17 protein-coding genes are annotated in these 17168 nt (G+C 67.1%); 5 read left to right on the top strand and 12 right to left on the bottom strand.

What is annotated here, in order from left to right; translation table 11 throughout:
• Positions 1-66 precede the first annotated feature (66 nt).
• Entirely contained in the window at positions 67-1452 is a 1386-nt protein-coding gene (locus ACSJJU_RS12970) for a DEAD/DEAH box helicase (protein WP_435915995.1), read from the bottom strand.
• Between the two features lie 455 nt (positions 1453-1907).
• Here ACSJJU_RS12970 and ACSJJU_RS12965 point away from each other — a divergent pair, with 455 nt between their 5' ends.
• From ACSJJU_RS12965 to ACSJJU_RS12955, 3 genes are read left to right on the top strand one after another with little or no spacing between them, the layout of a single operon-like run.
• Positions 1908-3089 carry an aspartate aminotransferase family protein gene (locus tag ACSJJU_RS12965; RefSeq protein ID WP_435915993.1) on the top strand — a complete coding sequence of 394 codons (1182 nt, stop codon included), beginning with the start codon at positions 1908-1910 and terminating at the stop codon, positions 3087-3089.
• 22 nt (positions 3090-3111) lie between these two features.
• Positions 3112-4056: an ornithine carbamoyltransferase gene (argF, locus tag ACSJJU_RS12960; RefSeq protein WP_435915992.1), complete on the top strand. Its 945-nt coding sequence runs from the start codon at positions 3112-3114 to the stop codon at positions 4054-4056.
• Positions 4032-4982 carry an Hsp33 family molecular chaperone HslO gene (locus ACSJJU_RS12955; protein ID WP_435915991.1) on the top strand — a complete coding sequence of 317 codons (951 nt, stop codon included), beginning with the start codon at positions 4032-4034 and terminating at the stop codon, positions 4980-4982. Before argF ends, ACSJJU_RS12955 begins: the two co-directional genes overlap by 25 nt.
• 125 nt (positions 4983-5107) lie before the next feature.
• Here ACSJJU_RS12955 and ACSJJU_RS12950 read toward each other — a convergent pair whose 3' ends face one another.
• Entirely contained in the window at positions 5108-5407 is a 300-nt protein-coding gene (locus ACSJJU_RS12950; RefSeq protein WP_435915990.1) for a hypothetical protein, read from the bottom strand.
• Between the two features lie 334 nt (positions 5408-5741).
• On the opposite strand from ACSJJU_RS12950, the gene gdhA reads away from it, so the two are divergent.
• Complete coding sequence (gdhA, locus tag ACSJJU_RS12945; RefSeq protein WP_435915988.1) at positions 5742-7103, top strand: NADP-specific glutamate dehydrogenase; 1362 nt, start codon at positions 5742-5744, stop codon at positions 7101-7103.
• Between the two features lie 75 nt (positions 7104-7178).
• Here gdhA and apaG read toward each other — a convergent pair whose 3' ends face one another.
• The 3 genes from apaG to ACSJJU_RS12930 form a co-directional block, all read right to left on the bottom strand.
• Positions 7179-7601, bottom strand: a complete 423-nt coding sequence (apaG, locus tag ACSJJU_RS12940) for a Co2+/Mg2+ efflux protein ApaG (RefSeq protein ID WP_435915986.1) — start codon at positions 7599-7601, stop codon at positions 7179-7181.
• Positions 7602-7727: 126 nt separating this feature from the next.
• Complete coding sequence (gene metZ / locus ACSJJU_RS12935; protein WP_435915985.1) at positions 7728-8933, bottom strand: O-succinylhomoserine sulfhydrylase; 1206 nt, start codon at positions 8931-8933, stop codon at positions 7728-7730.
• Positions 8934-9052: 119 nt separating this feature from the next.
• A complete protein-coding gene (locus ACSJJU_RS12930; RefSeq protein ID WP_435915983.1) occupies positions 9053-10936 on the bottom strand; it encodes a potassium transporter Kup in 1884 nt (627 codons plus the stop codon).
• A gap of 332 nt (positions 10937-11268) precedes the next feature.
• Here ACSJJU_RS12930 and ald point away from each other — a divergent pair, with 332 nt between their 5' ends.
• A complete protein-coding gene (ald, locus tag ACSJJU_RS12925; RefSeq protein WP_435915981.1) occupies positions 11269-12381 on the top strand; it encodes an alanine dehydrogenase in 1113 nt (370 codons plus the stop codon).
• A gap of 153 nt (positions 12382-12534) precedes the next feature.
• Here ald and ACSJJU_RS12920 read toward each other — a convergent pair whose 3' ends face one another.
• Genes ACSJJU_RS12920 through ccmD form a run of 7 tightly spaced genes read right to left on the bottom strand, consistent with a single transcriptional unit; the run spans position 12535 to position 17154 of the window.
• Positions 12535-12843, bottom strand: a complete 309-nt coding sequence (locus ACSJJU_RS12920) for a hypothetical protein (protein ID WP_435915979.1) — start codon at positions 12841-12843, stop codon at positions 12535-12537.
• A 37-nt stretch (positions 12844-12880) separates the two neighbouring features.
• Entirely contained in the window at positions 12881-13582 is a 702-nt protein-coding gene (locus ACSJJU_RS12915; RefSeq protein WP_435915977.1) for a tetratricopeptide repeat protein, read from the bottom strand.
• The gene (locus tag ACSJJU_RS12910; RefSeq protein WP_435915976.1) at positions 13579-13980 is read right to left on the bottom strand and encodes a cytochrome c-type biogenesis protein; all 402 of its coding nucleotides are present in this window, start codon (positions 13978-13980) and stop codon (positions 13579-13581) included. The genes ACSJJU_RS12915 and ACSJJU_RS12910 overlap by 4 nt, the downstream gene beginning before the upstream one ends.
• A complete protein-coding gene (locus tag ACSJJU_RS12905; RefSeq protein WP_435915974.1) occupies positions 13977-14522 on the bottom strand; it encodes a DsbE family thiol:disulfide interchange protein in 546 nt (181 codons plus the stop codon). The genes ACSJJU_RS12910 and ACSJJU_RS12905 overlap by 4 nt, the downstream gene beginning before the upstream one ends.
• Positions 14523-14541: 19 nt before the next feature.
• Positions 14542-16548, bottom strand: a complete 2007-nt coding sequence (locus ACSJJU_RS12900; protein ID WP_435915972.1) for a heme lyase CcmF/NrfE family subunit — start codon at positions 16546-16548, stop codon at positions 14542-14544.
• A 1-nt stretch (position 16549) separates the two neighbouring features.
• Complete coding sequence (ccmE, locus tag ACSJJU_RS12895; RefSeq protein WP_435915970.1) at positions 16550-17002, bottom strand: cytochrome c maturation protein CcmE; 453 nt, start codon at positions 17000-17002, stop codon at positions 16550-16552.
• The gene (gene ccmD, locus ACSJJU_RS12890) at positions 16999-17154 is read right to left on the bottom strand and encodes a heme exporter protein CcmD (protein WP_435916053.1); all 156 of its coding nucleotides are present in this window, start codon (positions 17152-17154) and stop codon (positions 16999-17001) included. The genes ccmE and ccmD overlap by 4 nt, the downstream gene beginning before the upstream one ends.
• Between the last annotated feature and the right edge of the window lie 14 nt (positions 17155-17168).

The raw sequence follows: 17168 nt of genomic DNA, 5'->3' as shown, positions 1-17168 counted from the left end.
GCCCCTTTGAAATGCCGGGGTGCAGGGGACTGACGCCCCTGCAAAGCTCCCGAAACGCCCGCCCGCTTACGCAGCCCGGGCCGGACGCTGCCCCTGCGGGCGGCGACGGCGGCGACGGGGACGGTGCGCCTGCTCCGCGCCCTGCTCCTGGGCCGGAGCGGCCTTGCGGATACCCTCCTGCCGCTCGGTGCGGGCGGCAGGCTTGCCTTCCGGCTCGCCACGGCCGCCGGACGCCTTGCGGCGCTCGCCGCCCCGGTTCTCGCCCCGGCTCTCGCCGTTACCGCGGGGTGCGGGCGCGGTCATGGCCGCGGGCAACTCGCCGCCCTTGTGGGAGGTGGCGAAGATGGAATGACCGATCAGCCGCTCGATCTGCTTCAGGTACGGCTTCTCGCTGTCATCGACAAACGAGATGGCAATGCCCGAGCTGCCGGCGCGCGCCGTCCGCCCGATGCGGTGGACGTAGCTCTCGGCGATGTTGGGCATGTCGTAGTTGATGACGTGCGAAACGTTATCCACGTGGATGCCGCGCGCGGCGATGTCGGTCGCCACCAGGATGGGAATGCTGCCGTCCTTGAAGCCGGCGAGCGCACGGGTGCGCTGCGCCTGCGTCTTGTTGCCGTGCAGGGCGGCGGCATGGAGCCCGGCGCGGGTGAGGATGGTCACCAGCTTGTCGGCGCCGTGCTTGGTGCGGGCAAAGACCAGCGCTCGGTCCATGTTCTCGGCGTCGCGCAGGGTTTCCACCAGCAGCAGCCGCTTGTGCGGCTGGGCAACGTGGATCACCCGCTGCTCCACCTTGTCGGCGGTCTTGGCGACCGGAGTGACGGCCACTTCCACCGGGTCGGTGAGCAGGGTTTCGGCCAGCGCCCGAATGGCGGGCGGCATGGTCGCCGAGAAGAACAGCCCCTGCCGCTGCTTCGGCAGGGCGGCGACGATCTTCTTCAGCGGCTGGATGAAGCCCATGTCGAGCATCTGGTCCGCCTCGTCGAGCACCACGGCCTCGACTTCGCCAAGGCTCGCCGTGCCCTGCGCCATGTGGTCGAGCAGGCGGCCCGGCGTGGCAACGAGCACGTCAACACCCGCCGCCAGCGTCTGGCGCTGCGCACCCATGGGCACGCCGCCGAACACGCACGCGATCTTCAGCGCCGAACCCTGCGCCAGGTTGCGGAAGGTGGTCATGATCTGGCTGGCCAGCTCGCGGGTGGGGCTCAGCACCAGCACGCGGCAGTGCTTGTAGCTCACCCGGCGGGGCTGCTTCAGCAGACGGTGCAGCAGCGGCAGGGCGAAGGCCGCCGTCTTGCCGGTGCCGGTCTGGGCGATGCCGAGCAGGTCGCGCCCGTCCATCACGTGGGGAATCGCGCCCGCCTGAATCGGCGTAGGCGTTGTCAGACCATGACGGTCAAGGGATTGCAGCAGAGTCGGGTGAAGACCAAGGTCAGAGAAATTCGTTTTCATTTCAGCTTTCATGAAATCATGTCTGGCGGGCGTAAATCACATCCGTCCCGGATGCGCCACGCGCATCGCCAGGCTCCGTGCACCCTGCACACAAGGCTTGAGGCACGAAGGCTTGAGGGGAATGACCCTCCGCGTGATCTGGATGGCCGGTCGAATCAGGAAGGCTCTTAACTGGCAGCCACCCATACAAAGAAACAGGGCGGCGTCACGCGACCGGAGGACTTCCGAAGCTGCTAGGCAGCGCAGCACTCATGGGCCTCATCGGGGATAAAGTCAAGGAACATCGGCAAAAAATCGGGCCTGGCGCGACGAGGCCGGACCAGCGCCCGGCGGCCCGCTCAAACCCTTGGCGTGGCATAGAGTTCCATTGACTCCCGCGCGCTTCGCCGCCATTAAACCAGCCGTGGCTCCGGCGGTCCTTCACGGACCGCCTTTTGTCGTTTGGAGATCAAAGCATGATCACACCGGTGATGCCGACCTATGCTCGCGCCGATATCGAGATGGTGCGCGGTGAAGGCTGCTATATGTTTGATTCCAAAGGGCGAAAATATCTGGATTTCGCCGCCGGCATCGCTGTGAACGCCTTCGGCCATTGTCATCCCCATCTGGTGGAGGCGCTGAAGAAGCAGGCCGAGGCGCTGTGGCACACCTCCAACCTCTACCGGGTGCCGGGGCAGGAGCGCCTGGCCGAGCGCCTGCGCGAGGTGACGTTCGCCGACTCCGCCTTCTTCACCAACTCGGGCACCGAGGCGGTGGAATTCGCCATCAAGGCCTGCCGGCGCTACCACTACGTGAAGGGCCGGCCGGAGAAGTACGGCATCATCACCTTCTCCAACGCCTTCCACGGCCGCACCATGGGCGCGATCTCGGCGACGGACCAGAAGAAGCTGCGCGACGGCTTCGAGCCGCTGCTGCCGGGCTTCACCGTGGTGCCGTTCAACGATCTGGCGGCGGTCGAGGCGGCCATCGACGAGCATACCGGCGGCATCATGCTGGAGCCGCTCCAGGGTGAAGGCGGCATCTCGCCCGCCACGCCGGAATTCATGAAGGGCCTGCGCGCCCTGTGCGACAAGCACGGCCTCCTGCTCATCCTCGACGAGATCCAGTGCGGCATGGGCCGCACCGGCACCCTGTTCGCCTATGAGCAGTACGGCATCACGCCCGACATCATGACCGTGGCCAAGGGCATCGGCGGCGGCTTCCCCGTCGGCGCCTGCCTGACGACCGAGGAGGCCGCGGCCGGCATGGTGGTCGGCACCCACGGCTCCACCTACGGCGGCAACCCGCTGGCCATGGCGGTGGCCAACGCCGTGCTCGACCTGATGCTGGAGCCGGGCTTCCTCGACCATGTGCGCAACATGGGCGAGCGTCTGACCCACGCGCTGGAGCAGATGACGCCCAACCACCCGGACATCTTCGCGGCCGAGCCGGTGCGCGGCCTTGGCCTGATGCGCGGCATCAAGTGCCTGGTGCCGAGCCGCGATCTGGTCAACCACGCCCGCTCCGAGGGCATCCTCACCGTGGCCGCCGGCCAGGACGTGCTGCGCCTGCTGCCGCCGCTCAACATCGAGCCGGCCCACATCGACGAAGCGGTCGAGCGGCTGTCCGCCGCCGCCCGTTCCTTCCCCAAGGCTTGACGCCTCGCAGGACCGACAGCACATGAGCAACAGTCCGATCCGCCACTTTCTCGATCTGACCACGCCCGGCGTTCCGGCGATCAAGGCCATGCTGGCAGAAGCCCGCCGCCGCAAGGACGCCCGCAAGGGCCAGCCCAAGGGCCGGGTGGACCCGGACCGCCCGCTCGACGGGCATGTGCTCGCCTCGATTTTCGAGAAGCCCTCGACCCGCACGCGCGTTTCCTTCGACATGGCGATGCGGCAACTGGGCGGCTCGACCCTGACCCTGTCGTCATCCGAGCTGCAACTGGGGCGCGGCGAGACCATTGCCGATACGGCGCAGGTTCTGTCGCGCATGGTCGATGCCATCATGATCCGCACGTCGGCGCACGCCAAGATCGAGGAACTGGCCGCCTACGCCAGCGTCCCCGTGGTCAACGGCCTCACCGACTTCAACCACCCGTGCCAGGTCATGGCCGACCTGCTGACGGTGGAGGAAAAGCTGGGCGGTGTCGAAGGCACCACCTGGGCCTGGCTGGGCGACGGCAACAATATGACCCACTCGATCATCGAGGCGGGATCGCTGCTCGGCTTCACCGTGCGCGTGGCGGTGCCGGAGGGCTATGATCCCGAGCCGGCCGTGATCGAGGCCGCCCGCAAGGCCGGCGGCAAGGTGGAGCTGCTGCGCGATCCGCGCGCGGCGGTGGAGGGCGCGGACGTTGTCGTCACCGATACGTGGGTGTCGATGGGCCAGGCCGACAGCGAAGCCAAGATGGCGGCCATGATGCCCTATCAGGTGACGGCGGAGCTGATGGCGCTGGCCCGCAAGGAAGCCATCTTCCTGCACTGCCTGCCCGCCCACCGGGACGAGGAGGCCACCAGCGAGGTGATCGACGGTCCGCAGTCGGTTGTGTTCGATGAGGCGGAGAACCGCCTCCATGCTCAGAAGGCGGTGTTGCTGTGGTGCCTGGGACGACTGAACCCGTAAACAACGGAACGATCCGCCTCGACGGGGAGCGGGTGACCGATCTGGTGCTCCCGTTCCAGATCGACAATCTGGACGTGCGCGGCCGCATCACCCGGCTTGGCCCCACCCTGTCGGAAGTGCTGTCGGCCCACGCCTACCCGGCGACCGTGGCGCAGCTTCTGGCGGAAGCGCTGGCGCTGACGGCGCTGCTGGGCTCGGTGCTGCGCGAGGACGGCGGCCAGCTCACCATCCAGGCCAAGGCGAACGGCCCCGTCTCGCTGCTGGTGGTCGACTACCTCGCCCCCGGCGCGGTGCGCGGCTACGCCCAGTTCGACGCCGAGGCCATCAAGGCCATCGAGCCGGGCGCACCGCTGGAGACCCTGTTCGGCGAGGGCTATCTCGCCATCACCGTGGACAAGACGCTGAACACGGAACGCTATCAGGGCATCGTCGAGCTGCGGGGCAACAGCCTGGCTGAAGCGGCGGGCGCCTATTTCGAGAACTCGGAGCAGCTGCCCTCCCTCGTCAAGCTGGCGGTGCGCCACGACGGCCTGACCGGCGAATGGTTCGCGGGCGGCATGCTGATCCAGCACCTGCCGCGCGGCGAGGAAGGCGGCCCGCGCCACTTCGCCGCCGAAACCCAGCATCCCAACTGGCAGCACGCCACCATCCTGACCAACACCCTCCGGCCGGAGGAACTGACCGACCCCACGGTGACGCTGGAGACGGTGCTGTGGCGGCTGTTCAATCAGGATGAGCCGCGCGTCTACGATTCCATCGCCATCCATCGCGGCTGCCGCTGCACGCGGGAGCGCATTCAGGCGGTGCTGCGCCAGTTCTCGTTCGACGATCTGATGAACATGCGCGAGCCGGACGGCTCCATCCGCGTCAACTGCGCCTTCTGCTCCAGGGACTGGGTATTCGAGCGCCCGAAGGAGAAGGAATAGGGGAGCGGGATTGTGCTGAGGGTCGCGGACCCTCCGCGCGTCCTTCGCTGACAAGCGTTCGCTGACACTCCCTTCGCTGACAAAGGGCCGCGCCTGTCCCCACGGCGCGGCCTTTTCTTTTCCGGCTACTGCCGGACCAGCGTGGCGCGATAGGCCTTCACCTCCTCGGCGGTCACGTCGGACGGGTAGCATTTGGGCGCATACCCGCCGGGCCGGGAATAGGCGCTGCGCCGGCCGCAGCTGCGCCCGTTGCGCATGGTGCTGTAAGGGCAGGCGCACGTGCCGGGATAACGGGCGATGGATTGCCGGATGATCATTTCCTTGATCGTCTCGACGGAGGGACCGTTGTTCGGGGCCGCGGCCACGGGAGACGCAACGGTCAGAGCGGCAGCCACAAGACCGGCTGCCCGGAAGACACGGCGCATGGGAAGAGATTGCCTCACTCAGATGGTTTCCGGTGAGGCCCTTAGAAAACTAACACATTAATATTAGTTTAATTGGCTGGAACAGGCCGCCGTCCGGCGCCGCCACAGGCCAGACCGGCCTGTTTCGTCCACCCCGGAGCGGCGAAAACGCGGCGTTGGACGTTTCCAACCCACCGTGCGGCATGCGGCGTTCCGCCGCTTCCCCCCGCAGAGCAGCGCAGACCTGACAATTTCCAGTTTGCCCTCAAGGCGTTGTCCGCTAGGAAGCCCACGCGGTTCTTTTGACGCATAAGAATTGCAGATCAAAGACACAAAAGGCAAGAAAGTTACAACAGTGAACCATGTAGATCCGCATACCGAACCCATTCTGGATGAAGTCCTTGCGGCCGTGCTGCGCCGCAATCCCGGCGAGCCCGAGTTCCATCAGGCCGTGCGCGAGGTTCTCGAAAGCCTGGGCCGCGTCCTCGCCAAACATCCCCGTTATGCTGACAACGCGCTTCTCGAGCGCATCTGCGAACCGGAACGCCAGATCATCTTCCGTGTCCCCTGGGTGAACGACAAGGGCCAGGTGGAAATCAACCGCGGCTTCCGTGTCCAGTTCAACTCCGCCCTCGGTCCGTACAAGGGCGGCATCCGGTTCCACCCCTCGGTGAACCTGGGCATCATCAAGTTTCTCGGGTTCGAGCAGATCTTCAAGAACGCCCTGACCGGTATGCCCATCGGCGGCGGCAAGGGCGGCTCGGATTTCGATCCTCGGGGTCGCTCCGACGGTGAGATCATGCGGTTCTGCCAGTCGTTCATGACCGAGCTGCACCGCCACCTGGGTGAGTACATCGACGTGCCAGCCGGTGACATCGGCGTCGGCGGACGCGAGATCGGCTACATGTTCGGCCAGTACAAGCGCCTGACCAACCGCTACGAGGCGGGCGTGCTCACCGGCAAGGGGCTGGTCTATGGCGGCTCGCGGGCGCGCAAGGAAGCCACCGGCTACGGTGCGGTCTACTTCGTGGACCGCATGCTCTCCGCCCGGGGCGACGCCATCGAGGGCAAGCGCGCCGTGGTCTCCGGCTCGGGCAACGTGGCCATCTATGCCATGGAAAAGCTCCTCGCCTTCGGCGCGCGGGTCATCGCCTGCTCCGACTCCAACGGCTACATCGTGGACGAGGACGGGATCGACCTCGATCTGGTGAAGGAAATCAAGGAAGTGCGCCGCCAGCGCATCTCCGAATATGTGCGCCTGAAGGGCGCGCGCAGCCACTATGTGGAGGGCGGCTCCATCTGGAACGTGCCGTGCGAGATTGCCCTGCCCTCGGCAACCCAGAACGAGCTGACCGGCAAGGACGCCAGAACGCTGGTGGACAATGGCGTGATCGTCGTGGCCGAAGGCGCGAACATGCCCTCGACCCCCGAGGCGGTGCGCGTGTTCCAGCAGGCGGGCGTGCTGTTCGCGCCGGGCAAGGCCGCCAATGCGGGCGGCGTCGCCACCTCGGCGCTGGAAATGCAGCAGAACGCCTCGCGTGACAGCTGGACATTCGAGCAGACCGAAGCGCGCCTCGCCGAGATCATGCGGGACATCCACGACCGCTGCGCCCGCACCGCCGAGGAATACGGCGCACCGGGCGACTATGTGCTGGGCGCCAACATCGCGGGCTTCGTCCGCGTGGCCGAGGCCATGGACGCGCTCGGCGTGATCTGACGGCCGGGGCCTGCGGGCCAGCACGCCTTTCGCAGGAGGGGTTCGCCCCTCCTGCGCCTGGCGGCCAAAGAGGGGTCAGTTGATGGTTCTGAGGGCAAACGGGCTGTCGAGCGAGAAGGCGGGGATCTCCACGTCGAAGCTGTTGCCTTCCTCATCCACCAGGCCGTAGGTTCCCCGCATGATGCCCGACGGCGTATTGAGCGGGCAGCCCGAGGTGTACTCGAACACGTCGCCCGGCTCGAGGACCGGCTGTTCCCCCACCACGCCCTCGCCCTTCACCTCGTGCACCCGTCCATTGCCATCAGCAATGATCCAGTGACGGGTCATCAGCTGCACGGTGAAGCCGCCGTTGTTCTCCACGCGGACATGGTAGGCCCACACATAGCGGCTCTCCGACGGGTCCGACTGGTCGTCGATGTACGCGGGCAGCACCTTCACGGTAATGCTGCCGGTCGTGGCCTCATACGGGTAGTCCACGTCTTCAGGCAATGACGCCATCGCTTTGCCTCCCGCAGCCCAGGCGGTTCCTCCACACCACGCGGAGCCTGGCTTGATTCCATTCCGGCTGCACCGCCGCCCGCCCTCCCGATGGGCCATGGCGGCGGTTGCAGGCCTCGCTAGCTTTTAAAGAGTTAAAATCTTCAACGCACGGTCAAGGTCTTCGATCACATCCTGCGGATCCTCGAGACCAACCGACAGGCGGATCATGCCGGGCGTAATGCCAAGCTCCCGCTGGATCTCGGGTGCCACCGCCTTGTGGGTGGTGGTTGCCGGATGGGTGGCCAGCGAGCGCGAGTCGCCGATGTTGTTGGAGATGTCGATCAGCTCCAGCGCATTCAGGAGGTCGAACGCCTGCCGCTCCGATTCCAGATGGAAGCTGAGGATGGTGCCGCCCGCCGCCATCTGCTGCATCGCCAGCGCGTGCTGGGGGAAGTCCCTGCGGCCCGGATAGAGCAGCGTCGGCACGCGCCCGGCGAGGAAATCGGCCACCTTCGCGGCGTTCTCGCACATCCGGCGCACGCGCATGTCCAGCGTCTCCAGCCCCTTCAGCAGCACCCAGGCATTGAAGGCGGACATGATCTGGCCGGTGTGGCGGAAGTAGGCGTAGAGGTGCTCGTCGTCGAACTTCTTGTCGCAGAGGATGACGCCGCCCAGCACCCGGCCCTGGCCGTCGATGTGCTTGGTGGCCGAGTAGCAGACGATATCCGCGCCCAGCTCCATCGGCTTTTGCAGCACCGGGGTGGCGAACACGTTGTCCACCACCACCTTCGCCCCGATCTCGTGGGCAAGGTCGCTGACCGCCCGCAGGTCCACGATGTCCAGCGTCGGGTTGGCCGGGGTCTCCAGGAAGAACACCTTGGTGTTGGGCTTGCGCGCCTTCGCCCAGGCCTCGTTGTCGCGGCCGTCGACGATGGTCGTCTCGATGCCGTACTGCGGCAGCAGGGTGTCCACCAGCCAGCGGCACGAGCCGAACAGGGCCCGGGCCGCCACCACATGGTCGCCCGCGCGCAGCTGGCACAGCAGCGCGGTGGCCATGGCCGCCATGCCGGTGCCGGTGGCGCGGGCCACCTCCGCCCCCTCCAGCAGCGCCATGCGCTCCTCGAACATGGAGACGGTGGGGTTGGTCTGGCGGCTGTAGGTGAAGCCCTCGGCCTCGCCCCGGAACCGGGCGGCGACTTCATCCGCGCTCTCGTAGGAGAACCCCGAGGTCAGGAACAGGGCCTCGGAGGTTTCGCCGAAGTCGGAACGCCAGGTTCCGCCGCGAATGGCCTGGGTGGCCGGACGCCACTTCTGTGTGATGGAGCGATCAACACCGGTTCTGGGCTTCATGGGACTGACTTCCTGCTGACTTGCAAACGCTGGACCGCCGGGCTGCGTCGTGGAAGCGGCCAGGAAGCCGGGACCGCGGGTGCCCTGCGGACGCGGGCGCTCTTATGGAACAAGTGGACTCAGATTTCCACCTGGCTGCCAAGCTCCACAACACGATTGCTGGGCAGCTTGAAGAACTCCATCGCGTTGGTGGCGTTGCGCATCATCCACGAGAACACCTTTTCCCGCCACAGCGGCATGCCGGGCTTGCTCGATGTTACCAGCGTCTGGCGCGACAGGAAGAAGCTGGTCTCCATCATCTTGAAGACAAGGCCGTGATCGGCCGCCAGCGCCAGCGCCCGCGGGATGTCCGGATCCTGCATGAAGCCGTAATGGATGATGATGCGGTAGAAGTTCTGCCCCATGTCGATCACCTCGATGCGGCGAGTCGCCGGCACGTAGGGCACGTTCTCGATCATCACGGTCAGGAACACCACCCGCTCGTGGAGGATCTTGTTGTGCTTCATGTTGTGAAGCAGGGCATGGGGCACGCCGTTGGAGGTGGAGGTGAGGAACACCGCCGTCCCCGGCACCCGGGTGGTGCTGGCGCAGGCCGACTTGATGAACACGTCGATCGGCATGGAAGACTGGGACAGCTTGTCCTGCACCAGCTTGCGGCCCCGGCTCCAGGTGGTGAGCAGGGTGAAGATGGACAGGCCGATGGCCAGCGGCACCCAGCCGCCCGCCGGAACCTTGGTGAGGTTCGCGCTGAAATAGGTGAGATCGACCACCAGGAACAGGCCGAGCAGGGCAAAGGCCAGATAGCGGTTCCAGCGCCACAGCAGGAAGATGACCACGCCCAGGAGGATGGTATCGATGGTCATGGCGCCGGTAACCGCGATGCCGTAGGCCGCCGCCAGGTTGGACGAGCTCTGGAACGCCAGCACCAGCGTCAGCACGCAGACCAGAAGCCCCCAGTTGATGAAGGGGATGTAGATCTGCCCCTGCGCCTCGGCCGAGGTGAACTTGATGCTGAGGCGCGGCAGGAAGCCGAGCTGGATCGCCTGCTGGGTGATGGAGAAGGCGCCCGAGATCACCGCCTGGCTGGCGATGATGGTGGCAAGCGTCGTCAGCACCACCAGCGGGATCAGCGCCCAGGACGGCGCCAGATGGTAGAACGGGCTGCTCACCGCCTCGGGCTCCACCATGAGCAGCGCGCCCTGCCCCAGATAGTTGAGCATGAGGGCCGGCATGACCACGGTGAGCCAGGACATGCGGATCGGCTGCTTGCCGAAGTGGCCCATGTCCGTATAGAGCGCCTCCGCGCCGGTGACGGCCAGCACCACCGAGCCCAGCGCGAGGAAGGCCTGGAAGCCGTCCAGGCTGAAGAAGTGGAGGGCGTACCATGGGTTCAGCGCCAGAAGCACCCGCGGCGCGGCGATGATGTTGGCGATGCCCAGCACCGCCAGCACGGTGAAATAGACCACCATGATCGGGCCGAACAGGGCGCCGACCCGCGCCGTCCCCCGCCGCTGGATGACGAACACGCCCACCAGCAGAACCACCGCCAGCGGCACCACCAGCACGGAGAAGCCGGGGTTGATGACGGTGAGACCCTCCACGGCGGACAACACCGAGATGGCGGGCGTGATCATGCTGTCGCCATAGAACAGGGCCGTCGCGAACACGCCGAGGAGCACGATGCCGGTGGTCCAGCGCGCGCCCGCCACCTTGTGGGAAATGAGCGCCAGCAGCGCCAGCGAGCCGCCTTCGCCCTTGTTGTCCGCCCGCATGGTGAAGACCACGTACTTGATGGTCACCACCAGAACCATCGACCAGAAGATCAGCGAGAGCACGCCGAGAATATGCGCCTGGTCGAGGGCAAGCTTGTGGTGGCCGGCAAAGGCCTCACGGATGGCATAGAGCGGGCTGGTGCCGATATCGCCGTACACAATGCCCATGGCGCCAACCATGAGCCTTGCGAGCGAGCCCTGCGCGTGAGGGTTCGAGTCTGAACCGGCCATAACTGCACCTTAGCTTACTCTGCTGTGAACGCGGGAACGCGCCGAATTCACCTGTGTCACGCTGGCCGGACGAGAACGGAACCGCAAGCGTTACCCTGACAGGCGCCGGAGCGTATTGCCGAATTCAAGTTCCGAGATTCAGTCGCCAACCTTCGCTGCAGCGCACAACATTCGTATTTCTGTCGCGGGTAGCACATGCCCACTCATGGGACAAGTCGTGGCGCATGACCCCGTAACAGAGCAGAACCCCCCTTCCGACTGGCACATCCGCCAGACACCGCAGCGAAGCGCACCCTATATGAGGAGGCGAACAGGTTGAGGAGAGACGTCTCATGCGCATTGGTGTGCCGAAGGAGATCAAGATCCACGAGTACCGCGTCGGCCTGACCCCGCCCTCCGTGGCGGAGCTGGTGATGGCCGGCCACGAAGTCTACGTCGAGACCCAGGCCGGCGCGGGGATCGACTTCTCCGACGAGGAATACGCCCGGGCCGGGGCGAAGGTGGTCTCCAGCCCCGAGGAGGTGTTCGCCCTCGCCGACCTGATCGTGAAGGTGAAGGAGCCCCAGCCCCACGAATGCCAGTGGCTGCGCCCCGCGCACACCCTGTTCACCTACCTGCATCTGGCCGCCGACAAGCCCCAGGCCGAGGCCCTGATGGCCTCGGGGGCCACCTGCATCGCCTACGAAACCGTCACGGACCGGAACGGCCGGCTGCCGCTGCTGCGCCCCATGTCGGAAGTGGCCGGGCGCATGGCGGCGCAGGTGGGCGCCCACTATCTGGAGAAGGAACAGGGCGGGCGCGGCATCCTGCTGGGCGGCGTGCCCGGCGTGGCGGCAGCCCGCGTCGCGGTGCTGGGCGGCGGCGTCGCCGGCTTCAACGCCGCGCTCATCGCCTCCGGCATGAGGGCGGACGTGACCATCTTCGACATCTCCCTCGACCGCCTCGCCGAGCTGGACGCCTTCTTCGGCAGCCAGGTCAAGACCGCCTACGCCAGCCGCGCGGCCATCGCCGAGGCGGTGGCGCAGGCCCATCTGGTCATCGGCGCGGTGCTGGTGCCGGGCGCCGCCGCGCCCAAGATCGTCAGCCGTGAGATGGTGGCCGGCATGAAGCGCGGGTCGGTGCTGGTGGACATCGCCATCGATCAGGGCGGCTGCGCCGAGACCTCCCGCCCGACCACCCATGCCGAGCCCACCTACACGGTGGACGGGGTCATCCACTACTGCGTCGCCAACATGCCCGGCGCGGTCGCCCGCACCTCGACGCTGGCGCTCAACTCGGCAACCCTGCCGTTCGTGCTGCAACTGGCCAACCGGGGGCCGGTCGAGGCCATGCGCGCCAACCGGCATCTGGCGAACGGCCTCAACGTGGCGGAAGGCCATATCACCTACGAGGCGGTGGCGCAGGATCTGGACCTGCCCTACCGCTGCCCGGCCTGGCTGGATTGATTCAAACAGAAGGGATTTTTTGCAGGGATTTTTTGCAGGAGGGACTCAGTCCCTCCTGCACCTCCCTGCATTCCAGCAGCGACGTGCAAGCGGAAAGGAAGGCGCGAACGGGAAAGGGGCGCAGACGGGAAAAGGGCGGCCTCGGCCGGCGTGTCAGACCAGAACGTTGAGCCGCTGGCCCTTGGGCATGTAGCGGGGACGCTCGCCATTCGGGGCTTCCCGGGCGAAGCGGCGCGCCTCGTTCTCGCGCTCCTGCGGATTGCGCGCGCCCGCCTCGTTCTGCGAGCGGGCCGACTGGGTGGCCGCCACCCGCTGGATCTGGGAAAGCGCCGCCTGGCTGTCGGTGGCGGTCGCTGACCCTGCCGGACCATCCACGCGCGTCGCGCTCCGGTCGGAGACAAACCGGGGGTCTCCGGAACGGGAGGCTCCGTTCAGCCAGGAAAGATCCGATCCAATGATCATAGCCACCTCACCTTATGCGGCGAGCGTAATATAAATATTAACGGGAGACAACCGGCGCCGCACCGGCCACCCCGCCGCCGGGAAGGCCGCTTTCGCCCCCCACCCCGGCCGCGATCATGGTGCGCGCGCCGCGCATCATGCGCTCGACGCGGGGCATCCACGGCGCGTCCGGCCGGGAATCGCGGGCCAGATCCTCAAGGGTCGAGAGGGCCTCGCGCGGGTTGCCGCTCTGGAGCCAGGAAAGGGCCAGATAGAACCGGGGCGCCGGATGATGCGGGGCCAGCTGGTTGGCGCGGTCGAACGCCAGCCGGGCAGCGGGGGTGACCTGCCCGCCCGCATGGGCGGTCAGCGTCTCGCCATAGCCGACCCAGAGGTCGGGACTGTCCGGCATGGCCGACAGCGCCACGTTCAGCGCCTCGGCCGCCCGCTCGGTCTCGCCCTTGGCGGTGAGCGCCATGGACAGGCGCAGCCACGCCGGCACATCCGCCGGATTTTGCAGCAGTTCGGCACGGGCTTCGGCGAAGGACTGGTCGGCCTCGGGAGCGGTCTGATGCGGCACCGGGCGGACACCCTTGGCGGCCGGGCTTCCCGCGACGACGTAAAGGCCGCCGCCGATCCCCAGAATGACCAGTACGGCGATCGCCCAACCCGGATGGCCCTTGCTGGGTCCGACAAGCAGCGGACGCAGGATCAGCGCCAACACGACGGCAATCAGCAATGTCAGAACCAGAGCAATCATGCTCCCTCCTTCGGAGAGCGTCGCCGGAATATACGCCACACCAGCAGCAGCCCCAAGCCCAGGAATAGTGCCGGCGCAGCCCACAGAACATAGGTCTCGGGCTTGACCGGCGGCTTCAGCAAAACCCAGTCACCATAACGGGAAACCAGATACGCCTTCACATCCTCCGGGCTGTCCCCGGCCGCCACCCGCTCGCGCACCAGACGGCGCAGGTCAGCGGCGTAGTCGGCATTGGACTCCGCGATGGACTCGCCCTGGCACACCAGGCAGCGCACCTCCGTCATGATCGCGCGCGCCATTTCCTCCTGGCGCGGATCCGGCAGGGTTTCCGCGTCAAACGCCGCAAAGGCCATGGCGGGCCACAGCAGCAGACCGAGGAAAAGAGCGAGCCGCCTCATTGCTTCTGCGCCTCGGCAATGACGCTGAGCAGAACCGGAATGTGCTCCGGCCGGATGTCCCCCAGATGGCGGTAGAGCACCGTGCCGTCACCGGCCACCACGAAGGTCTCCGGCACGCCGGAGATGCCCCAGGCAATGGCGGCGCGGCCGTCATTGTCCATGCCGATGCGGCGGAAGGGATTGCCGTGCTCGGCAAAGACCTGCGCCATCTTCTCCGGCTTGTCCTTCCAGGCAATGGCATGGATGGTGACGCCATGCTCCTCTGCCAGCGCCCGCAGCTGCGGCAGCTCGGCAATGCAGGGCACGCACCACGAGCCGAACACGTTGACCAGCGTCACGCTGCCCTGGCGGAGATCCACGTCGGAGAGGCCGGGATGCTCGGCGTCATAGCCTGCCAGATCGAACTGCGGCGCGCTCTGGCCGATGAGCGCGGAGGGCGCAACCGAGCTGCCGCCCCGGCCCAGATAGACGAACGAGACAGCCACCAGCGCCAAAAGCACCAGAACCGGCAACCCAACCAGCAGCTTGCGACCCAGAGACATGCACACTCCCAATCAGCGGCTACTCGGCAGCCAGCGGAATCTTCTGCTCCGCTTCCGCGACGGCAGGCCGATGGGGCTGCAACAGCGCCACCCGCGACCGCCGCCGGTCGAGCATCGAGACGACACCGCCCAGCATCATCAGCGCCGCCCCATACCAGACCCACGGCATGAACGGCTTCCAGTGCAGGCGCACCTGCCAGCCGCCGCGCCCGTCCGGCTTGCCAAGTACGGCGTAGATATCACCGCCCCACAGCGGGGCAATACCGGCCTCGGTGGTTTCCATCGGCGGGCTGGTATAAGTGCGGGACTGCGGCTTGACGGTGGCCACCAGCTTCTCGCCCTGCCGCACGTCGAACCGGCCCTGGATGGCGGTGAAGTTCTTGCCCGCAACCGGCATCACCTCGGTCAGCGTGAAGGCGTAGGGGCCAACCATGACCGGCTGGCCGGGCTCAAGGGTCGTCATCACCTCCCGCTCCCACGCGCCCGACGCGGTTGCGCCGAAAATGGCGACCGCCACGCCCAGATGGGCGAGCCACATGCCGAACATGGCGCGGGGCTGACGGATCAGCCGCCCCCAGAACAGGCGCAGCGTGCCCCGGCCGAGACGGCACTGGCGGGCGATGTCGGCGAACACGCTGGCCGCCAGCCACGCCGCAAGGCCTATGCCGATGAGCGCCCACGCGCCACGCGTATCGGCAAAGGCGTAGACGGTCAGCACGGCCAGCACGGCCAGGAGCAGCGGCATGGCCAGACGGCGGGCCGTGCGCCGCCCGCCTGCCGCCTTGCGCCAGGGCAGGAACGGGCCCACCGCCATCAGCACCACGAGCGGCGCCATCAGCGGACGGAAGGTGGCGTTGAAATAGGGCGCGCCGACGGAGATCTTCTCCCCCGACACGGCTTCCAGCGCCATGGGGTAGAGGGTGCCGAGGAACACGGTGCCGAGGATCGTCGCCAGCAGCAGGTTGTTGATGACCAGCGCGCCTTCGCGGCTGGTGGCGGCGAAGGTTGCGCCTGCTTCCACCGTGCCCGCGCGCCAGGCGTAGAGCGTCAGCGCCCCGCCGATATAGAGGGCAAGCAACCCGAGGATGAACAGGCCGCGCTCGGGATCGACCGCGAAGGAATGGACCGAGGTCAGGAGCCCCGAGCGCACGACGAAGGTGCCGATCATGGACAGGGAGAAGGCCAGCACCGCCAGCAGCACCGTCCAGTTGCGCAGGGCATCGCGCTTCTCCAGCACGAGCGTCGAGTGCAGCAGCGCGGTCGCTGCCAGCCACGGCATGAGCGCGGCGTTCTCCACCGGATCCCAGAACCACCAGCCGCCCCAGCCCAGCTCGTAGTAGGCCCACCAGGAGCCGAGCGCAAGGCCGCCGGTAAGCGCCGCCCACGCGGCCAGCACCCACGGGCGCATGCGCCGCGCCCAGTCCGGCGTCACGTTGTTTTCCACAAGCGCGGCGACAGCAAAGGAGAAGGTGACCGAGAGCCCCACATAGCCCAGGTAGAGCATGGGCGGATGGAAGGCGAGGCCGGGGTCCTGCAACAGCGGATTGAGGCCGTTGCCCTCGCTCGGCGCGGGCAGCAGCCGCTCGAACGGGTTCGAGGATACCAGCAGGAACAGGTAGAAGCCGATGGCGATGAGCGCCTGCACGCCAAGCACGCGGGTCCGCAACCGCTCGCTCAGGCTGCGCTCGAAGGTGGCGACCGCCCAGCCGGACAGGGCCAGGATCGTCACCCACAGCAGCATGGAGCCCTCGTGGTTGGCCCACACGCCGGTGATCTTGTAGAGCGTCGGCTTCAGGGTGTGGCTGTTGGCGGCGACGATCCGGACGGAGAAGTCGGACGCCCAGAAGCACCACACCAGCGCGCCGAAGCTCACCAGCGCCAGCAGCAGCTGGGCCTGCGCCGCCGGCACGGCAACGGCCCGCAGACGGTCATCATCCCGGCGGAAGCCGATGGCCGGCAGCAGGAACTGGCAGACGGCGACCGCCAGGGCGAGCCAGAGGCTGAAATGTCCGATCTCGGCGATCATGTCAGCTCCCGGCCTGCGTCGCCGGCTTCCATTCGCCGGCGCGCTTGATGGAATCGGCCACCTCGGGCGGCATGTAGTTCTCGTCGTGCTTGGCGAGCAGCGACTGCGCCAGGAACACGCCCGCAGGGTCGAACTTGCCCTCGGCCACCACGCCCTGCCCTTCCTTGAACAGGTCAGGCACCAGCCCGCGATAGCGCACCGGCACGGAGTTGGCGGTGTCGGTAACGGTAAAGGCCAGCGTCAGGCCGTCCGCCTCGTGGCGCACCGAGCCCGCCTCGACCAGCCCGCCGAGGCGAATGGACTGGCCGGGCTCCACGCCCTTGGTCACCACATCGGTGGGCGAATAGAAATAGGTCATGGTATCGTTGAGGGCGGAGAAGCCGAGGGCCGCCGCGCCGCCGACGGCCAGCGCCGCCAGACCCACCAGAACCAGCCGCTGATGCTTGGCCTTCATGCCTGCCCCCGCTCCGACCGGCGCGCCGCCCGCAGGCGGTCCGCCCTGCTCTCCAGCGCGCGCATGCGCCGCCAGCTGGCCAGGCCCAGGCCCGCCAGTCCGATCGCGGTCACTGCATACGCCGTCCAGACGTATGCGGCATAACCTCCCATCGAAAAGAACTCGT

It is taken from the genome of Pedomonas sp. V897, from assembly GCF_051304405.1.
Lineage (GTDB): Bacteria > Pseudomonadota > Alphaproteobacteria > Sphingomonadales > Sphingomonadaceae > Pedomonas.
The sequence above is the reverse complement of the archived record's forward strand: the minus strand, read 5'-3'. Positions and strand labels throughout refer to the sequence as shown.